Source organism: Enterococcus sp. DIV1758 (assembly GCF_051711985.1).
Lineage (GTDB): Bacteria > Bacillota > Bacilli > Lactobacillales > Enterococcaceae > Enterococcus > Enterococcus faecalis.
Window position 1 is genome coordinate 1 of sequence record NZ_JBIOOA010000002.1, and the last position, 18051, is coordinate 18051.

Annotated in this window: 18 protein-coding genes; all 18 read right to left on the minus strand. The window is 33.8% G+C overall.

Annotation, left to right across the window (positions count from 1 at the left end):
- Positions 1–625 (minus strand): hypothetical protein (locus IGJ52_RS13495; RefSeq protein ID WP_438792192.1); only part of this gene is annotated, 625 nt, incomplete at its 3' end.
- 6 nt (positions 626–631) lie between these two features.
- Positions 632–1270, minus strand: coding sequence for a hypothetical protein (locus IGJ52_RS13500; RefSeq protein WP_438792193.1), 639 nt, complete (start codon positions 1268–1270; stop codon positions 632–634).
- Positions 1271–1361: 91 nt separating this feature from the next.
- The gene (locus tag IGJ52_RS13505; RefSeq protein ID WP_002360827.1) at positions 1362–1688 is read right to left on the minus strand and encodes a type II toxin-antitoxin system PemK/MazF family toxin; all 327 of its coding nucleotides are present in this window, start codon (positions 1686–1688) and stop codon (positions 1362–1364) included.
- Positions 1689–1922 (minus strand): AbrB/MazE/SpoVT family DNA-binding domain-containing protein, encoded by a 234-nt coding sequence (locus IGJ52_RS13510; protein ID WP_010829130.1) that lies wholly within the window; start codon positions 1920–1922, stop codon positions 1689–1691.
- A gap of 63 nt (positions 1923–1985) precedes the next feature.
- Positions 1986–3068, minus strand: coding sequence for a lysozyme family protein (locus IGJ52_RS13515; RefSeq protein ID WP_012579098.1), 1083 nt, complete (start codon positions 3066–3068; stop codon positions 1986–1988).
- A complete protein-coding gene (locus IGJ52_RS13520) occupies positions 3065–4216 on the minus strand; it encodes a toprim domain-containing protein (protein WP_438792194.1) in 1152 nt (383 codons plus the stop codon). The genes IGJ52_RS13515 and IGJ52_RS13520 overlap by 4 nt, the downstream gene beginning before the upstream one ends.
- A gap of 18 nt (positions 4217–4234) precedes the next feature.
- Positions 4235–4423, minus strand: coding sequence for a hypothetical protein (locus tag IGJ52_RS13525; protein WP_002360822.1), 189 nt, complete (start codon positions 4421–4423; stop codon positions 4235–4237).
- A gap of 2 nt (positions 4424–4425) precedes the next feature.
- Positions 4426–6981: a trse protein gene (locus IGJ52_RS13530; RefSeq protein ID WP_438792195.1), complete on the minus strand. Its 2556-nt coding sequence runs from the start codon at positions 6979–6981 to the stop codon at positions 4426–4428.
- A 16-nt stretch (positions 6982–6997) separates the two neighbouring features.
- Positions 6998–7795, minus strand: coding sequence for a hypothetical protein (locus tag IGJ52_RS13535; RefSeq protein WP_438792196.1), 798 nt, complete (start codon positions 7793–7795; stop codon positions 6998–7000).
- Positions 7796–7873: 78 nt separating this feature from the next.
- The gene (locus IGJ52_RS13540; RefSeq protein WP_010829134.1) at positions 7874–8254 is read right to left on the minus strand and encodes a hypothetical protein; all 381 of its coding nucleotides are present in this window, start codon (positions 8252–8254) and stop codon (positions 7874–7876) included.
- Between the two features lie 6 nt (positions 8255–8260).
- Entirely contained in the window at positions 8261–10264 is a 2004-nt protein-coding gene (locus tag IGJ52_RS13545) for a pLS20_p028 family conjugation system transmembrane protein (protein WP_438792197.1), read from the minus strand.
- Positions 10254–12785: a type IV secretory system conjugative DNA transfer family protein gene (locus tag IGJ52_RS13550; RefSeq protein WP_438792198.1), complete on the minus strand. Its 2532-nt coding sequence runs from the start codon at positions 12783–12785 to the stop codon at positions 10254–10256. Before IGJ52_RS13550 ends, IGJ52_RS13545 begins: the two co-directional genes overlap by 11 nt.
- A 226-nt stretch (positions 12786–13011) precedes the next feature.
- A complete protein-coding gene (locus IGJ52_RS13555; protein WP_173950811.1) occupies positions 13012–13887 on the minus strand; it encodes a hypothetical protein in 876 nt (291 codons plus the stop codon).
- Between the two features lie 87 nt (positions 13888–13974).
- On the minus strand, positions 13975–15078 hold the full coding sequence (locus IGJ52_RS13560) for a hypothetical protein (RefSeq protein ID WP_173950812.1): 1104 nt from the start codon (positions 15076–15078) through the stop codon (positions 13975–13977).
- 7 nt (positions 15079–15085) lie between these two features.
- Entirely contained in the window at positions 15086–15421 is a 336-nt protein-coding gene (locus tag IGJ52_RS13565; protein ID WP_173950813.1) for a hypothetical protein, read from the minus strand.
- Entirely contained in the window at positions 15405–15638 is a 234-nt protein-coding gene (locus IGJ52_RS13570; protein ID WP_208787177.1) for a hypothetical protein, read from the minus strand. The genes IGJ52_RS13565 and IGJ52_RS13570 overlap by 17 nt, the downstream gene beginning before the upstream one ends.
- Before the next feature lie 54 nt (positions 15639–15692).
- Positions 15693–16523 carry a hypothetical protein gene (locus IGJ52_RS13575; RefSeq protein WP_438792199.1) on the minus strand — a complete coding sequence of 277 codons (831 nt, stop codon included), beginning with the start codon at positions 16521–16523 and terminating at the stop codon, positions 15693–15695.
- A gap of 32 nt (positions 16524–16555) precedes the next feature.
- Complete coding sequence (locus IGJ52_RS13580; protein WP_438792200.1) at positions 16556–18013, minus strand: hypothetical protein; 1458 nt, start codon at positions 18011–18013, stop codon at positions 16556–16558.
- Positions 18014–18051 lie beyond the last annotated feature (38 nt).

Sequence of the window (18051 nt, forward strand, 5' to 3'; positions counted from 1 at the left end):
GTTTCTCTTTTAAATCATCGTCTGTTTTACTTTTTCTGACATCCCAATAAAAAGAATTTTGTTGTGATCTATCTGTTTGTTTTTGCTGACTTTGTTCTTCAATTTGTTCTACAGTCGTTGGTGCTTTCTGTGTAGCATTATAGCCAAAGTCAATCCCTATTGTTTTCCAATTTTTAGGAACACCATGTAATTGAATCAGATAATAATTTTCTGAAATAGGAATGAGTTTTGTTTCTATTGGTTGCTCTTTTTTTACTTCTCCGGCAAATGAAACGTATTCTTTATGAACTTGGTCTGAAGACTCTTCAACATGAATAAGTACTTCTCCATAACCAGTTGAATTGTTTATTTTTCTAGAAACAATTTCAACTTCACTTGAACCTATTTTGGTTTTACTTACTTCTCCGATTCCACTATCTAACAGAGGGCTATCGTCTTTAAAAAATAACCTTGAATAGTTAAAAAATACAAACCCAGAAACTGTTAATAAAAACATAAATAGATATAATTTTGAAGAATATTTGTTCCACCTTTTTTTCCAACGACCACTCTTTTTTTCACCTGATTGTATTCTGTCACGGTATACTTCTACGTTCTCTTTCCACTCATGTAATTTATTAAACATTCTTCATCACTCCTGCGTAAAATAACTTTCGGAGAACTCGCGAGGGGCAATTTGTTCTTCAAATTTTTTTATTTTCCAATGATTTTTTTCATCTTTTTCCAAGTTGAATTTATCAATATATTTCACGTCAAACGCTTGGGCGCTACCATGCTTAGTAGATACAATCAGACAACCAATCATTGTCGCTTTTCCAGTCACCCCATTCAATTTTACATAGTACTGTTCACTAATAGTTTCTTGTTCAATTCGAATACTATTTTTATAATCGTCAACCCATGCCGGACGTAATTTTCCACTAAGTTTTGGTGTTAAAATTTTAGATAATCCTTTCAATTTTTCTTCCGCCGTGTCTGTAGTAATGTCGTAATAACTTTTAGAAAATTGTTCACCTATTGATTTCAAGTTAACGTATTCTTGGTGTGAATAAGAGTGTTTTGGAATAGGGATTTCCTTAGTAGAAGCACCCTCTTTATTTTCTTTAAACGCTTTTAATTCTTGTTCTAAATCATTCGTTTTCTTAACATAATTTTGAATGGTTTTGGTTTGTTGAGGAAGGAGTACATTTTTAGCATATACAAATGTTCCACCTATCCCTAATGCTAAACCAAATGCACCCATTATTAAAAGTTGGGTTATAGATTTCATAATCTTCTCCTTTACATTTTTGGTATAAAAAAAAGTAACCTAAGTAGTTATCTTAGGTTACTTATCTAATTTAGATTTTTGACTGTTGTATCTAAATGAACATACCAATTACTTCAATAACATCGACCCAAGTCAGCAGATCACACTGTTCAATTTTTTCTACATTTCTGTTCATGAAATCAACTGAACGCAGTTGATGGGTAACTATATCTCCTGCTATTTTTTGAGGGTCTTTTATCGCTACATATGTCGCAAAGCTTCGTCTTGTAGAAGTAATAGGGCAAACTAAACAAAAACCCGTACGCTCGTTAAATTCATCTTTACTCACAACTAGAGCGGGTCTTCGTTTTTTGATTTCTTTACCCTTTGAAGGGTCAAAATCTATCCAAATAATATCCCTTTGCTTTGGGTAATCCATCTAGTATTCTTTCCCTTCTAACTTCATTGTATCCCATTCTGTATCTTCTACAGTCACAGAATCTCTAAAGTCTTTCCAATCTGCATCATTTTTAAATATATCTTCTCTTTTAGGCTTTAGAATATACGTATCATCAATTTTAAAAATTGTATACGCATCTCCAACTTCTGGAGAAATCCCTTTTGGGAAAATTGCTCCTACAGAATTGCCTATTTTACGTACTACTGTTTCCATGACTATCATCTCCTATACGTATGTTAAACTAAATTTAACACACCCTCAATCACTCGTCAAATATTACTTATTTTTACGAACAATACTACGTATTTTTGTTATATCAAATGTCCGATTATACTTTGCTACAACTCGCCCACGCTCTGAATTTTGCTCATAGGTAGTAAATGCTTGTCCACCATTTGATACACCTGAAATCACGCCTGTATGGCCATATATTTGAGGGGTTAATACACCACCTGCATACCAATTGACGATATCTCCTATCCTTAGATCAGACGGTTTGGGGTCAAAAATTACTGACCAACCGTACGCTGACCAATTGTAATCATCACCAATTCTTTCGGCATAATCAAAGCCACTTCCACGCAGCTGTGGGCCACCCAATTTTTCAACATAATATGCTGTAAGCATGTAACACTCTCCACCATATATTGATTGACCAACAATAGATTCTAATACCTGTATATTGCCCCCATTTCCTTCATTTATGCCTTGCTGCATGCTTGCAACATACTGATAAACTAGCTCTGCATAAAACATATTTCCGTATGCATAGCGCCAATTTCCTTTAGCGCTTGCAATAGGATTCGTGTAAACTACTTTTGCTCCTCCACTTTGTTCTTTCGCAAATTCTGCTCCTAATTCAAAAGAATAAGGTCTCTGTTTTTGATAAAGCCAGCTTAAAAATCCACCACCATAATTGTAAGCTTGTAATACAGCTTTTCTATCTTGAATGCTATATTGGTTCGCTAAATCAAGACAACTTTTGTAATGAGTGACGCCTTGACGAATCGATTGTTCCGGACTGGTTATCGTATTAGGAGGTAACCCCGCACTTTCACTAGATTGAAATGGATCACCCCCGCGACCACCCGATTCAACCATTATTATCGCTAAAAGATAGGGTACTTCATCAGGAATGCTCATTTCCTTGGCCACTTTTTCCACTGTTGGTTTTAACGCTAAAACTTCCGGAGGAAGATTTACATTCTCATTTGGCAAGGCATTATTTTTTTCCTCTGACTCTGCACCTGCAATCATAAGAATCATTCTTTCCGTTTCTTGAACAACAGCTATAACAGTTAAACACCCAAGTCCCAACACAGAAAGTATGAGAATTATTTTTATTTTTAATGACTTCATACATTCATCTCTTGAACAGCTGATTTTTGTTGCTCAAAAATCGCTTTGGCTTGTTCGTTTTCTTTCTTCTTAATTTCACGACTTTCCAAACGTCCAGTCTTTTTTAATTCCAGGCATTCGTTAAAGTCTCCATTTTCGATTGGTGGTAAATATAAAGACAGCTTTGCTATTTGTTTTAAGTCTTCAGATTGTTTGTATTGGCTGTGAACTGTACGAATCAATTCTTTTCCTGATTTATCATTATTTACAGCCATTACAATCGTTCCTTCGTTAATATTGAGCATGTTTTGCAAGTCTTTGTACGTTTTCCATATAGTTTCTTGTTTTGTTCCTGAGCCAGATAATGACAAGAAAAAGGAGTTATTAGGTAAATTTTCCTTATCTAACTCCCACAGTGATAGTGATTCTATTGGTGCTTCTGTAACGAAAAGGGTAATTGGACTTTTGTAATCCATATTGGCGCCAAAGCAAAAGCCACGGCGGCCATTGCTATTTTCTGCTATTCCTTTAAAATATTTTCGGTCTAGTTTTAATTCTCCTTTTTTGTTTATTTTCATACGCTTTTCTAACGGCTTAGCATATGTTCCTTGAACATCAGCCCCAACATAAGTCCCAAATTTGTTCTTCCCAATGTCTGTGATTTTAAACAAAATATTCCCACGATTGTCTGAAGTAATTGACCCATCTGCAAAACGACCAATCGTTTCGTCCGATAAATGCCTACTACGCAAATAAGCCCACCCTTTTTCATCAAGTCGGCCTGTATCATAATTTCCTGCAACGGATAAATGTTGCAAATTAAACGGACTTTTTTCCTCTTTATTTATCCATCTTTTAGAAAATTCTTTATTTATTTGTCTAGCAAATTGATAATCTAACAACTGCTGAACAGTGTCTTCGTAGGGTTCATTATAATAAGCCATGCAAAATTCGATGGCATTATCATACGAGCTAATCCCTTCTGAATACCAATTGACTATGCCATTTTTTACATTTGCTCTCATACTGTCATGATCCACATGTTCTACAAACTTTGAAGAAACTTTCTCAAAAATTTCTCCTTTTTCTTGCATGAACGCTAACATATTTGTCCTTCTAGCAACGTCTAGCTGTTTCTTTGTAAAAACAGGAATTTTTTTTGTATGCATTATTCGCCCACCTTCCTTTTAAGAAATTAAAAAGGAGAATAAAAGATACAAAAAAAAGACACCTACTAATACGAAGTAGAGTCTCTTTGTTTGGAAACTTTCAATGTTCTCTCGTTTTTTGCCAAAAACTACGAGTTGAAATGCTTTTTTTGTCTTTTTTAAATAATTCTTTTTAGGTTTAGATTGTTTTCCCTCTTTATTTTTCATGGTTATAGTCCTCCATCGAAGATTCGTTTCTCTGTTTCTGATAAACCATAGCGAAACTTGATATTTTTTGCTCCTTTAATATTTAACAAAATATCACGTTCCTCAAATCCAATAATGTCTGCTATATCATAATCACTAAGTTGCTTCCCAAATACTTTCTTTAGTAATTCTTCTGAAGATTCGTCTTGTTTAAATAAAAAGCGATACGTCGAAAGTTTAAACAAGTTAACAACAATTTGAGAAATCTCCCCCATTTCTCCATTTTCACTATTATAGTCAGGAAAAGCATCTGCTATGTCATGCATAATATAAGTTTGTCCGATTAATAATTTTCGCCCTTCTCGGTTATAGCGATCTAATTCCTTCAGTAAAACTTTATTTTTTGTCCGTATTGGATTATGAAATTCATCGGAAGTGATATTAGAATAAATTAACTCATCCACTTTTTTCTGTTTACGGTCAAATAAATATTTTTCACGTTGGCCAACTCGTACAGATTCACTAAACGCTGCTGTATATAAATTATAGTATTGTGCATTATAAGTGGATATATCTGACTTCACGAGATTTTCCATGTTAAACGTTACAAGCTTTTTATTATAAAAATCAAATGTCGATTTCTGGTTAAAAATATTTCCTGAATCTGTAATAAATGATTCTAATTTTGAAATAAAATCATACATGTCTTTCTTTTCAAATTCTTCCGTAGCTTTATTGTATTCATTTTTAGCGAATACAAGGATATCTGAGTAAACTGGATACTGTTCTGGATCATATTGCGTTATTTTATTGACCTCTAACCCATGGCGTTCCATGTAATCAACATATCCATTATTAAAGATTTTTTTAGCCGTTGTCATAATTGGGCTTTGAAAATCAATATTTTCTGCTAGTCCAAAAACTAACCTCATTTTCACTAGATTAGTTTTTAACGACTGCTCTTCCTTCGTTCTTTTTGTTCGAGCATCCACGTCAGAACGATAGATTTGACAAGGATTCAATCGAACTTCTCGACCATCATAAAATTCACCGCCTAGAGCTTCTGTGAGCCGTTTTGTTTCATCACTGACATAAAACCCATAATGGATATTATTATACTCTACAGCTTGTTTTAACTGCTTTTTAGCCGCTGTTGTCTTACCGAACCCTTGGCTTCCTAAAATAATACTGCTATAGGACTTTCTCAAACTATCTTTATGCGTTGTAGATAGGCAAACAACACCTGAACCGTACAACGGATAACCACTATACGGAGCATCGTGATCAATATGGTTGGCATAATTAAACGCATAGCTCCCTGCTAATGCTGTTCCTTTTATTTCCTTCCCTTTTCGTTTGATTAGCTTCGCGCCTTCTTTAAAGCTAACAAACGTCGCTTTAAATTGTCTTTCCTGTTCATCTAAAAAACAAGCCGCTTGGAACTGGTGTTTTCTAAGTTTTCGCATGACTTCTTGTTCACGTTCGTCCAATTTCTCAATAGTAGATTCAGCCAATACATAACGTACATGTATCTCCTTTAATACTTCAACAGCTTCAAGGACGTTTTCTACTGTTCTATCTAACTTTTCATACTCTTTGCGTGCTTTCTTTTGAGAAATCCTATCTTTAGAACTATAAACTCTATCCTCATACTCTCCTAAGCTCCGATTCAAATTCTGCTCAACAAGTGGATTGGAGGTATCAATTGTATGCGTATCTAAAGTAGTTAATACATTTTTCATACAAAAGACTTGTTCTCCCCAAAAGTTAGGATTGTTTTTAGGACGATAAATGACTAGATTAAGTACTCGAATAAACCCATCAGAAATTTGTAAATCTTTAGAAGAATGAGGTTTAATTCCACCCATTGGTTGAATCGTACCCACAAACAAAGGATCGTAGCCTTTTTTTGCTACAATTTTTTGTACCTTCTCGTCTCTTCCAGTGTAATCTGTCCGTTGATAAGGAATTCCTATTGGCAAAGGAGCTAATGGATTGTACCGACGAAATAAAAATTTTATTTTTTGTGTTAGTGTCATCGTATTAATACGAAAATCTGTACTTTGCGCTTGACGAATTTCTCTTTCAACTTCTTTTAATTGCTCTTCATCATCCGCAAATACTTGTAAATAAACCGTATCGATCAATCGTGTATTATCTAAATTTTCAAGGACTGCCAACGTATATTGTTGTTCTTTTTTTACTGTCTCGCTCAACGCACCCATTTTAAAACGGCGTTTTGCATAATCAATATTTTCAGACATATCAATGGGAAAGCTTGTAAATATAAATTTTATGTCTGTATGAACAGTTTTTAAAAAGACTAAAAAATCATTCAATGCAGATTGCCGCTGTTCTAAACTTCCTTCTCTTGCTGAAGAATCTTCAATTCGATAAAAATTGGTTACACCTTTTTCTAACGCAATACATTCTTCTGAGATAATTCGACGTTCTGGCATAAAGGCCAGCACCGATTTTTCAACCTTCTGTATTTTCTTCTTTTTTTTCTCTTTTGTCGTAGTATCTACCAAAGCTCGCTCTACTTGTACATCCAACAATTCATCTGTATCTACAATCAAATTCTTTCACTTCCTTTTACTCTACTTTGTCAAATTTGTAATAGATCAAATCTATCGGAGGAATAATCGAATATTTTAATTGAACAGTCACACTATTTTTTTCTTCAACGATTGGTTCTTCTTCAATTATGTTTCCATAACTACTTACAAACGCCCAGTTTGAGTCTCTACGTACCATTTCTTTTGTAATGGCTAATGGAGTTACGTATCGATTCATTTCCTCCATTAGTTCAATACGCGAAGAGAAGTAGTTCTCTTTTACTGGTATTTCTAACGTAGTTAGTTCTGGTTTTAGTACAATCATTTTTCCTAACCATTCCCAATATTTTTCAATGGAATACCGCATAACAAAATACAAGATTCCATAAATAATCAGTTTTTGAACCACCGAAACTGGAAAATCTTTGAATCCTTGTATATCTTGATAAAACTCCGCAGTGAGGTAATTTGAATTGCTTACGATACTTGCAAACAAGCAGGATTTTAAAAATGCACAAATTTTATTTCTATTTGTTCTATGAAGAGAAATATCAATGGCCAATTGAACAAAATAAAAAACAGGCATTATTAACTTTACGAATACAAACAATTGTAAAATTATTTGTATAAACACAAAGTTACTAACTTCGTTAGATATTGATACAACTTGGTCATTAAGTGCCGTCACTAGTAAAACTAGTAATAATACTTCCATCGAATACAGCGCATGATATTTAACAAAATATTGTACAGATAAGCCTTGTATTCGCCAAAAATGGTTATCCTTCAGTAAGCCCACACTCTTATTTTTTATTTTTGTTGCATATTCTTTCATTGAATATCCTCCTTAATTGTTTAATGAGAAAGAAAGCAAAGAATATTCTCTGCTTTCTTTACATTTAAATAACTTACCTTAGTTATATTCTTTCATTTCTTCTTCAATCAATTTGTCTTCTTCTGCTAATTCTTCCTCAGTTAGCATTGCCATAGATAAATCTTCTTCGTCTTGGAATTGTTGTTGTGCTAATGGGTGATACGTTTGTCTATTGTTCGTTAAGATTATCCATAATCGTTGATAGTTTCTTAAACTATTCCTAGTAAGAGAACTGGGAGATAACCAGTAAATACCCATAATCATTACAAAAAGAAAAGCAATTGTTCCTAAAGGTCCATATGTTCTTTCCTGTAGTCCTGTAGCTACCTGAAAGAGAATGAAACAACAAACCGCATCTTTTGTTAAAATCTTTCCTACAAACTTTGCTTGGGTAAATATTTCTTCTTGTATCTCATGCATAGGTCTCTATCCTTTCTTATTTTTTGGTCTTTTTTCTTTAGGTAGTTGTTGTGACTTCTGCTCTTTTCGTTGCGCTAACCATTCATTTACTTCTTGTCCAAATTCTTTGTTTCTCTTGTATCTATCTACCTGGTTACCAATAGGATTTTTCATGTTCTTTTGATATTTGTTAGTATTTACCATTTGACTAACTTTCTTTTTAAATGGATTTTCTAATGGCTCACTTGAACTATTAGAAGGTGATTCAGACTCACTATCAGAATCGGAGTGTTCCATGTTGCTTGATTCACCTGTATATTTAGAGTTTTCATCTTCATTATCGGCCATTTTCATATTATTAAGCTGACCCTCATTAGCAGTACTTGTGTTTTTAGGTGTATCGTCATTAACATTTTCTTGTTCATCGTAATCACTCATATTTTGATCATTCGTTTCTGTATCCGTATTTTTACTTTCAAAATCCTCTGTTTCTTTGGCATCGTTTGTTCCATTTTCATCAACAGCCGAATCGTTAATATCCTCTCCATTTTTTTCCTGATTATCTAGCGAATTTGTATTCTCTGAAGTTTCCTGGTCTGAATCTTCCTCTGATTTACTAATGCCAATATCTTCGTCATTAACTGCTTCGTTCGTTTCTTCAGATACATCTTTTGAAGGATCATTCGTTTGAGTGTCCTTCGATTCGTCTTGTGGCGCATTATTTGTATCTTCAGTATTTTTTTCAGATTCATTATCGGTATCAAATTTATTCAAATTCGCATCTTCATCATTTTTTCTCTCGGCATTTCCAGAAGTTAATCCTGCGACAAAACCTGCAGTTGCTACAGTACCAGAAGTAGCTGCTCCTACAGTCGTTTTCACACCACTACCAATTTGATCTACTGCTTTTTTAGCACCCATGCCCATTACAAAAGAACCAGCGGTTGATAATCCAGCATCAATTCCAAGAGTTTTTTGTATGATAGCAGGACCATCGTAAATAAACCATGCGCCGCCAACTACTGCAAATAACTGCGCCCAAACAGACGTATTTGTCGCAAAAACGAAACTGTTGTAATAAATAAAAACATAGTACATTGTAAAAATAGAAATCACCATGACAAATCCACCAACAATTTCCATTAATACCATTTTCGCTCGCTTAGTCTCTCTAAAGCTGAAAAAAACAACAATATTAGCCCACAATTCATTAAAGGCTAACTCTATTCCTAGTCTGCCCACTCTCACCATTGAAGTGACCAATGAAAAAGCCAACACCCCTAAAGTAACAATTAAAGGTATCCAGTCTACTTTCCAGCGATAATATTTTGGAGCAAACATTGATTTTATTAACCATCCTAGAACTCCTCCATTCCCTTCATCTAATTCTACTGCTTCTTTACCTTCTTCATTTTGCTTGTTTCTTAGCTTGTACTTTAGCACTTCCCCATTTTCAACTTCATCGGGATCTAAAATACGTTCGTTCACGTCAAACCCTGTTACATCTGTTAAATAGTTTTTATTTTCAGGCTTAGTCGTTTTCCACCCACCATCTGCTAAAACAAAAACATCTGTAACATTATTTTTAATCGTTGAGAACCCAATATCTCCTTGTGTGGCGCTAAATTCGCCTTGTGTAGCTTTAACCAACTTCATTCCATCGCTCATAATTGTTGGAAGCATTAAAGACATCAGCAACAACATAAGTACATTCATAGGAATGTCTCTTGTTTGAGAGGATTTCCCGAATATTAATACTAACCCTATTGTTAGAATCGCAATGCCAACACCAAATGACTTAAAGCTTATTAGTGTTTGTAGCAGCCCTCCCTCTCCTTTAAGAGAAGAATCATTATAAAAACCTAAGAAGGTCAACATTTCTGTCATTATATTTTCTAAATTTTGCACTATCCATAAGAAAAAACGTGCAATACCAAAAAGTATATTACGTCCTATGTCAGCCCCCAAATTCGCTAGTTTGAGGAAATCATCAAATGTAATTAAAATCTTTAGAATCTCATCAGAACTCATTAGAATTCCTCCATTCTTTTAGTTGTTGTACAACCATATTTACCGCCCCCTGACCGAAACTTGATAGAATACAACTAATATAAGAACGAACATTGCCAGTTTTCGATACTCTTTCCAGTTCTGCAAATGATTGAGGTTCCTTTTCTCCGGTCATTTGAATCAAAGCTATCAGTCTTTTTTGTTGCTCGACTGAGAACACATTGATTACTAAATGTTCTAATTTATCTCCATACATATCTTCAAGAAACTTTGCCTCTTTTGCATATTTTTCTGTTGAAAAAACTGACTTCACTTCTTTTTTTGCAATCTGTTCTATTGGTGTAATGCTATTGCTGTCTTTTCTTCGTTCTGGTTTCTTATACGTCGGTATTTGCGGAATCACTTGTTTTTGTTGGTCAATTATTTTTTCTGGTTGTAGTTTCCAGTTTAAATCCTCTAGTTCTATTTCCATGAATTGATTGTTTACTGGTATTTCTTCCCAAGAAACCTTATCTAATTTTCGGAATTTATAAAAAGGAATCAAATTTGTATCATTTTCGTACGTATTGTAAATAGGATACTGATAAATAGGGTTTCCTTCCAAATCTCTGTGTTTATTAATACGTAAAATAACGGATTCTCCTTCACGTAGTCGTTCTAATTCAAAAGAAGCAAGTAAATCAATTCTCTCTGTACTTTCTGTTTCTGTCGACTTAATCGATAATGGATCTTTATGTCTTGTTTTTGAATAATTCGAACGATCTCCTAGACGTCCTGCAATATATTTATTAGTGGACTCTGAACCTGTCCTTATATAAGCTAAGTTTCCTGTATTGCCTAAGATAATATCTTTTGTATCTTCATCATAGAGAGAAGATAATTGTTGAATATCCTGCAAGACCAAATGTGAAAACAAACGTCTACTTAATCCAGCAGTCCATTTACGTGCTAAATCAGAAATAGCAACTCCTAAGTTTCCACCTTCTTCATAGATAAAATGAACATCACGGTAACACTGAGAATCATCTTCTAAATTACAACGATTCAACAATACTTGATAAATTTGTTCCAGGTACATCACTCCTAATTGATTATTAGACGTATCCGCATCACTTAGCACTACAAAGACAGCGGTTGGTTGTTCTCTATCAAACCCGACTAGTTCCATGTCAAAACCATCATCGATTGCTGTCATTTTTGCATTTAACGTCATTAAGAATGGTTCTAAATCTCCATCAAAATGCGTAATAATATTTCCCAACGTCACATGAGCGGGTGCTGAAGCAAAAATTGCGTCATAATGACGTTTTGCCGGGTGCGTTCGTGGTAATTCGCCGAAAAATACGTCTAATTCGCTTTTATTTTCATATTCAGCTAGCAACCGCTGTAACTCATTTTCATCATTTGAGTATTTCTTTAAAAATTCATGCGAATTCTCTTTAATCCTCCGTCTCTGCATGTCGTTTACAACATTATAAATAGTGTAAGGATTCACTTTACTTGTTTCATTCTCTTCGTATTCCTGATCAGCTAAAGCAAGACCCACACTCATAAACAAACTTCGACATGCCTTCGTCCAAAACCCGCCATCTTTACCTTCGTTCACTTCACGAAAATAAGAGAATGCTACCTGTTTAATAATTTTTTCTGCATTAGATAATTGTTGCTCTGCTTTAATGCTTACATTTAATCCTTCGCTAGCTTTTCCTTTTTCTTTTAAACCCACACTCTCTTTTTTTAAACGTTTATAGTGTCGATAGTAATTATTAAACACAGCTAATGCAGGTATTGGGTCTGAATAATAAGGATTGACTACGTTAGCAATTCTTATACGATATCCACGTCGTTTTAGCGTGTTGTACCATTTTCTAGGCTCATCACCTTTTGTAGCCGTCATAACAAAAGAAGCACGATTAGCAATCAATCGTGCGCGTGTGAGTATATCAATAAATGTATCTACAAAATAGATTCCTTTCCCTTGACGAGTTCCTGCTAACGTAATGGTATTGGAATCGGTAGTATCTACATAGATAGAAAATGTTCCTTCCGCTTTTTGTTTCATGGTCTTAGGTTTTCTACCTACTGGATATCCTGGTTTCCCATCATAGAAATCCTCCTTTTCAGTGAAAGGGTGTACTTCGACGGTCGGATATTGTTTGTCCATTCCTTCAGTACTTTCAAAATCCATTGTTCCTTGCACCTGTTCTTCTTCCAACGATCGAAAAGACGTATACATTCGATAGGCGATTATGCTTGTTGATAGTATGCTTGCTATGAACAAAAGAATATAAGCAAACAAATACTCAGACAATGGATAATAGAAAAGGGTCTCTTTAAATTCTACCCACTGGATAGAAAAAAGATTACTTTTTAAAAGAGAGAATATATTTTGTAATAACCAATTTCCTACAATTATTTCTGTTAGAAAAAGAAAAATCATGGCAGGAATTAAAAAACGCTTATCTGCCAAAAATCGTAGGTTGTTTTGTTTCGCTTTTTCATAGTTTTTCTTTTTAAACTTTCCTTTTTCTTTTTTCTTCATTATTTGATTGATTCCCTCCAATCAAAAAAAGAGAGCGCTCTTTTTTTAGCGTTCTCCCCTCTTTATTTACCGTTCTAGTCCTTTTTGAACGATTTGTATTATGCTTGTGAGCCAACTTACTCGTTATCTCTAAAATATAGGTAATATAATACTTTCTTTGTCATCACCTATTTTTTCCTTCAGGACTCGCTAAATTCTTTCAACCACCTTTGATATACTAGCTATCTTACTCGTCTTTTTCATATATAACGATTCCATTTGATAGTATTTCTTCCTGGTTTGAAAAAATCTTTTTAGCGAAACCAGTTAGTTTTATCTGAACAGTATCTTCCAACTTTATACTTCTTATTTGTTCTATTCCAATTACTTCAAATACACACATATCGACACATGCTTTAAATTCATCATCAATCTCTTTCCCCTGTACATATACAGTCTTACCAGCAAGAAGACTATCAATTTTTGAAATCGTATCACTATGATTTTCCTTATTTCCAAGCAAGCTAATCATAAAGCTTATTTGATTTAGCTCTTTTATAAAGAAATAGTGCGTTAGGGTGAGCAACAATTCAAATATCCCACAAAGAACCAACAAAGGAATAGCGATTCGTTTATCCATACTTCCTAAATCAAATATATAAGAATAGTAACTATAGTACAAAAGAAATGTGGTTAATCCAATCCAAAGAAACAAGTAATTAAAGTCCCTAATGTACACATAGACTGGTATATTTGTACACAGATCAAAAAGTTTAATTTTCTTTTTATCGCTGGTACCTTCCTTCTTTCGTGCAACTATATAGACCATTAACAACGTAATTCCTACACCTATCATGGTCAGCCACACATTTAGTTTATCTGAGTAAACGAGCGAAATCCCTAATGGTTCTAAAAACGAATTAATCATCGAAGGAAAAAGTAACCAACCATGATTGAAATACATGCCCACCAAATCCATTGAAGCAATTCCTATAACTACAAGAAAAAGGAAACCCAACTGTAAGAGAAACTTGGCGCCATAATTATTTTTTAAGATACTCTCAACAATTTTTACACCAACATTCAACATTAGCAAAATTACTCCTATCTTAATAAATATCATATTGTTTTCTCCTATTCTATCATAATTTTGCTACATAAATTTTCATCATTCTTACAGTTGAATCTACTCTTTGACTTAAAATTCATTTTATTCATTACCCACTTGTTGCAAGTTTTTCTTCCACAACTCATAATTTTTACTTGCTTCTTTTCTTTCATTTTCAGATAAGCCTTTATTATTTTGGTCAGTTTGATATTTTTTCAAGAGATTAACTATGCTCTTAGCGATTTTTATATCTTCTGATAATTGAGGATCGTTGATTTCTTTGTTGATTTTTTCAGCATTCGCTATATCTTCTTTGTGAATGGCTTGATATGCTTGGTCCTTTTGATAATCTTTTATTTGATTAGCTAAGGTTTTATTCTCCATTTCTTTATTGATAAGCTTAGCTTCTTCTAATTTTCCTTGTTTCAAAAATGCATATCCCTTCATGGCTAGAATATCTGAATCTTGCGGTAAATTTTTTAATGAAGTGACTGTCTTCCAATCATTCTCTAAAAATGCTAGATAAAAAGAAGGTAACTCGGTTTTGCTCTCCTCAGTTAGTTGTTCAAGACTCTTTTTATCTTCTTTTCTATATGCTTCTTCAACAATTTCCTGCTCTTTTTCCGGGTATGCTTTTATAGCGTTATAAAACTTTTGGTCTGATAATAGTTGTTCAAAAGATATATCTTTTTTTGCCGTGGTAGTTTTAGGCTTCATAACAAAAAATACCCCTGAAAAAAGAATCACGCTAATAACAACAATTAAACCTACCTTTAAGTATATTGGCTTGTGTTTAGAAAGATACCACGTTCTAAAACTAGAACGTGGTTTTCTTCCACTTTTATTTGATTTTGGTCTTTTTATATTGGATAACTTATTATTAAATTTCTTACTTAAATCATTTGGTTCAATATTGATTTTTTGAAAAAGCTCTTCTGCTTGTTCTATCCGCATTTTCTTTTTCTTTACCAATTGATTTAACTTTTGACGAATATCTTGTTCTAACGTCCATTCATCATTTAATTTTTCAAAAGTTCCTCGATAAAATGGATCTCCACCGACTTCTAATAGTTGGAAAGTTACTATCTCCTTTACATACATACATCTTGTGATTTCAATAAAATCTGTGAAGGGAAGTAACTCCAACGGTGGCTGCTTTTCTAAGACTTCAACGTTGGACGATAAAATCTCCACTTCTACAGTCATCTAAAAATCAACCTCCTAACCAGCCCCAAACAGTATCTTTGATCCATGTAAAGTTCACAATAATTGCTGCACCAACAAATGCACCAAAAACCCATTTTTTTGCCCACTGTGCGATATCATGACCCATAAATCGAGCGCCTCCATAAATGAGTACTGCTATACCTAATGCCGGATTAGCGAACCTTTTCAGCTCCGTTCCTAGTCCACCTTCAACGCCTTTAATCGTCTGTTCCACGTCTGCAAATACTGGCATCATCGTACTCACTTCAATCCACCCAAGACCAATAATGGTTTGAATTACAGCAATAAAATACTGTGTTTTTTTCTTAATTTTGTTTTTCATGTTGATTTCCTCCTGGAATATTTTGATTACTTTTGTTCTTAGTTTGTTCTTGTTTTTTTCGTTCCAATTCTTTTTTTAGCAATCTATCTATGACTTCTGCTTGCTCATTTAAATAATTTTGATGCTGAGTGTTTAGCCATTCTTCATAAGATTGACCATTTAATGCCATTAAAGATTGAACACGTTTTTTTATTGTTCCATCAATTTTTACTGCCATACTATTCCTCCTGAGTATCCTTTTTTTGCTAAACGATACTTTATTTTTAGATAATTAATAAATTACTTGCCTTTCTTTTGGAACTACTAGTTCAAAAGGAATTTCTAATTTTGCCAATCGTTCTCTTTCTTTTGAAAAATTCTTTACAGGCACACGCTTTACATATTTTTTCTTGAAACCATAATTTCCGTATAAGAAACCAATACTTTCTAATTGTTCATTTTGGTTCTCATCAGACTTAACAGCAAGAAAATAATCAAAACTAAAAAGGCACTGAATAGGAGTCTCGATACGAATATCTACCTCACTACTTAATGCCCATAAGCGATTTTTTTCTTTTTCAATTTCTGTATTTTCTTGATATGATTTAGCCCATGCTTGCCTAGACGAAAGCCACTTATAGCCACTTTTTCTGAGTTCACCTTTTATCGAATAGCTATTTTGAACTAAAATACAAAAGACTTCCTTTGGCATATTCTCTACCCATGTAGATACGTCATCATACATGGAGATTTCTTTCTCTAACTTTCCTGTAGGAACGATACCTTCTAATTCTGTTAGGTGTAAGGTCCCTTCTTTCAAAAGTTCAGACAGCAATTCTTTACATATCGTTTCTTCTACTTCTTCTTGTCCAAAGAGTTCCTTATTTACAACGACAATATGCTTTGCTAAAAGTTTAAGTATTGTTAATGCAATTTCTTCTGGTGAACGTAGAAGATTACTTACTTCAATCACTCTTTCAACAGAAAAGTAATTCCCTACTACTCGTTTTCGTTCTTTTGGTAAAACTCGGATAAAAAAGTTTTTATATGCATCTGCATCCAAATAAACCTTGTCTAACATATTACATAACCATTTTTTTATGGCAAGTTCCTTTTCATTCATAAGTTCACCTCCTTTCAAAATGTAAAAAGCTTTTAAAGCGTGCTTGTTTCACTTTCAGAAGGAGTATCAACTTTTTCAACTAATTGGCTAAATACTTGTTGCAACTCATCATATAAGTTATCTACTTGATTTTGAGTGATTTCTTTATTTTCAAGTTCGACCAGTACATAACTGACTTTAGTATCGAGTAACTGCAGGCTTTCCTCGGTATATTTTGTACGGTCAATTCCCTCTATAGTAGCCAATAGTTCGGTTAGTTTAGTTGTGTCTGCTTTTTTCTGTAATTGATCCATTGCTTGTTGTAATTCATTGAGAAGTCGTTCGTTATCTTCCTTAGTAATATTGTTAGCAGCAATATACGCTTTTACTTCGTTTAGTTTACCTTCAAATACAGTGACTGTACATTCAGTGAATAGCGTTGTATCAATACCAGTTGCTTTTTCAACTAATCGTTGTAAATATACCAAACTCAAATTAGGTTCTTCTTTTTCTTTCAAACTATCAATTGCCGTTTGCAAATGACTTTTTACTTCATCAACTTGTTGTTGAGAAACTTCTTGATCATCAAGGACTTTTTTTGCATTTTCCTGTGCTGTAACTAACGTAGCTACTGTATCTTCTGTATAAATATCTGTTTTAATCAATAAGCTTAATTGATACGTTGCGTTTAATAATTTTTTATCACCTTTCAAAATTAAATTGTCAATTGCAGACTGTAAACGAGAGACTTGCAAATTCACCGCTTCCTGTGTGCTATTTTTATCATTCAGCATTCTTTTAGATACAACCAGTTCTAATTTAAACGGTTCGGTACTTGAAGCTAAATAAGCTGATAATTCAATACCACTTGCTTGTTCTGTTAATGTTGAAAGAACAGAATAATCTGTTTCAACTACAGGGGGTGGTGTAGGGTTAGGGTCCGGGTCTGGCGTTGGCTCTGGTATCGGTTCCGGATCTGGTTTTGGTGTTGGCGTAGGATTAGGTGTTGGTTTTTCTTTATCGTCTGGAATCGTTGGTTTCTCTTTATCATTTGGTAATTCTGGTCGTTTGGGTACTGAAGGTTTAAAAATAGGACTATTTGTTACAGAATCTAAAATAGTCTGATCGCTTGCACGTTTGGATTCTTTCTTTTCCTGCGTGTCTAGCGCACTATTCAATTGTGCTACAAGATTTTGTCTTGAAGGAAATGTTGTTTGGTTCTCAGAAGTAACATTATTTATTTCCTCTTTTGATTCCACGTACTCAGTTAAAGAATCTTTTGTTTTATTTTTTTTCTTTGGTTCTTCCTTCTTTTCTACTTTCGATTCCCATGCAGGCGTAGTCTTATTAGATTCTTTTTCCTGCTTTTGTTCAATACTTGATTCATTTTTGGGTTCATTAAAAGTCATAGCTGAATAAGCTATTCCACTTCCTAAAATACCTACTGAAAACAAGCCGATTAAGACATGTTTTTTCTTGAATTTTAGTAATTTCTTTTGTGAATCTGTCATATAATACCACTCCTTATGATTATTTCTTATTTAATTGA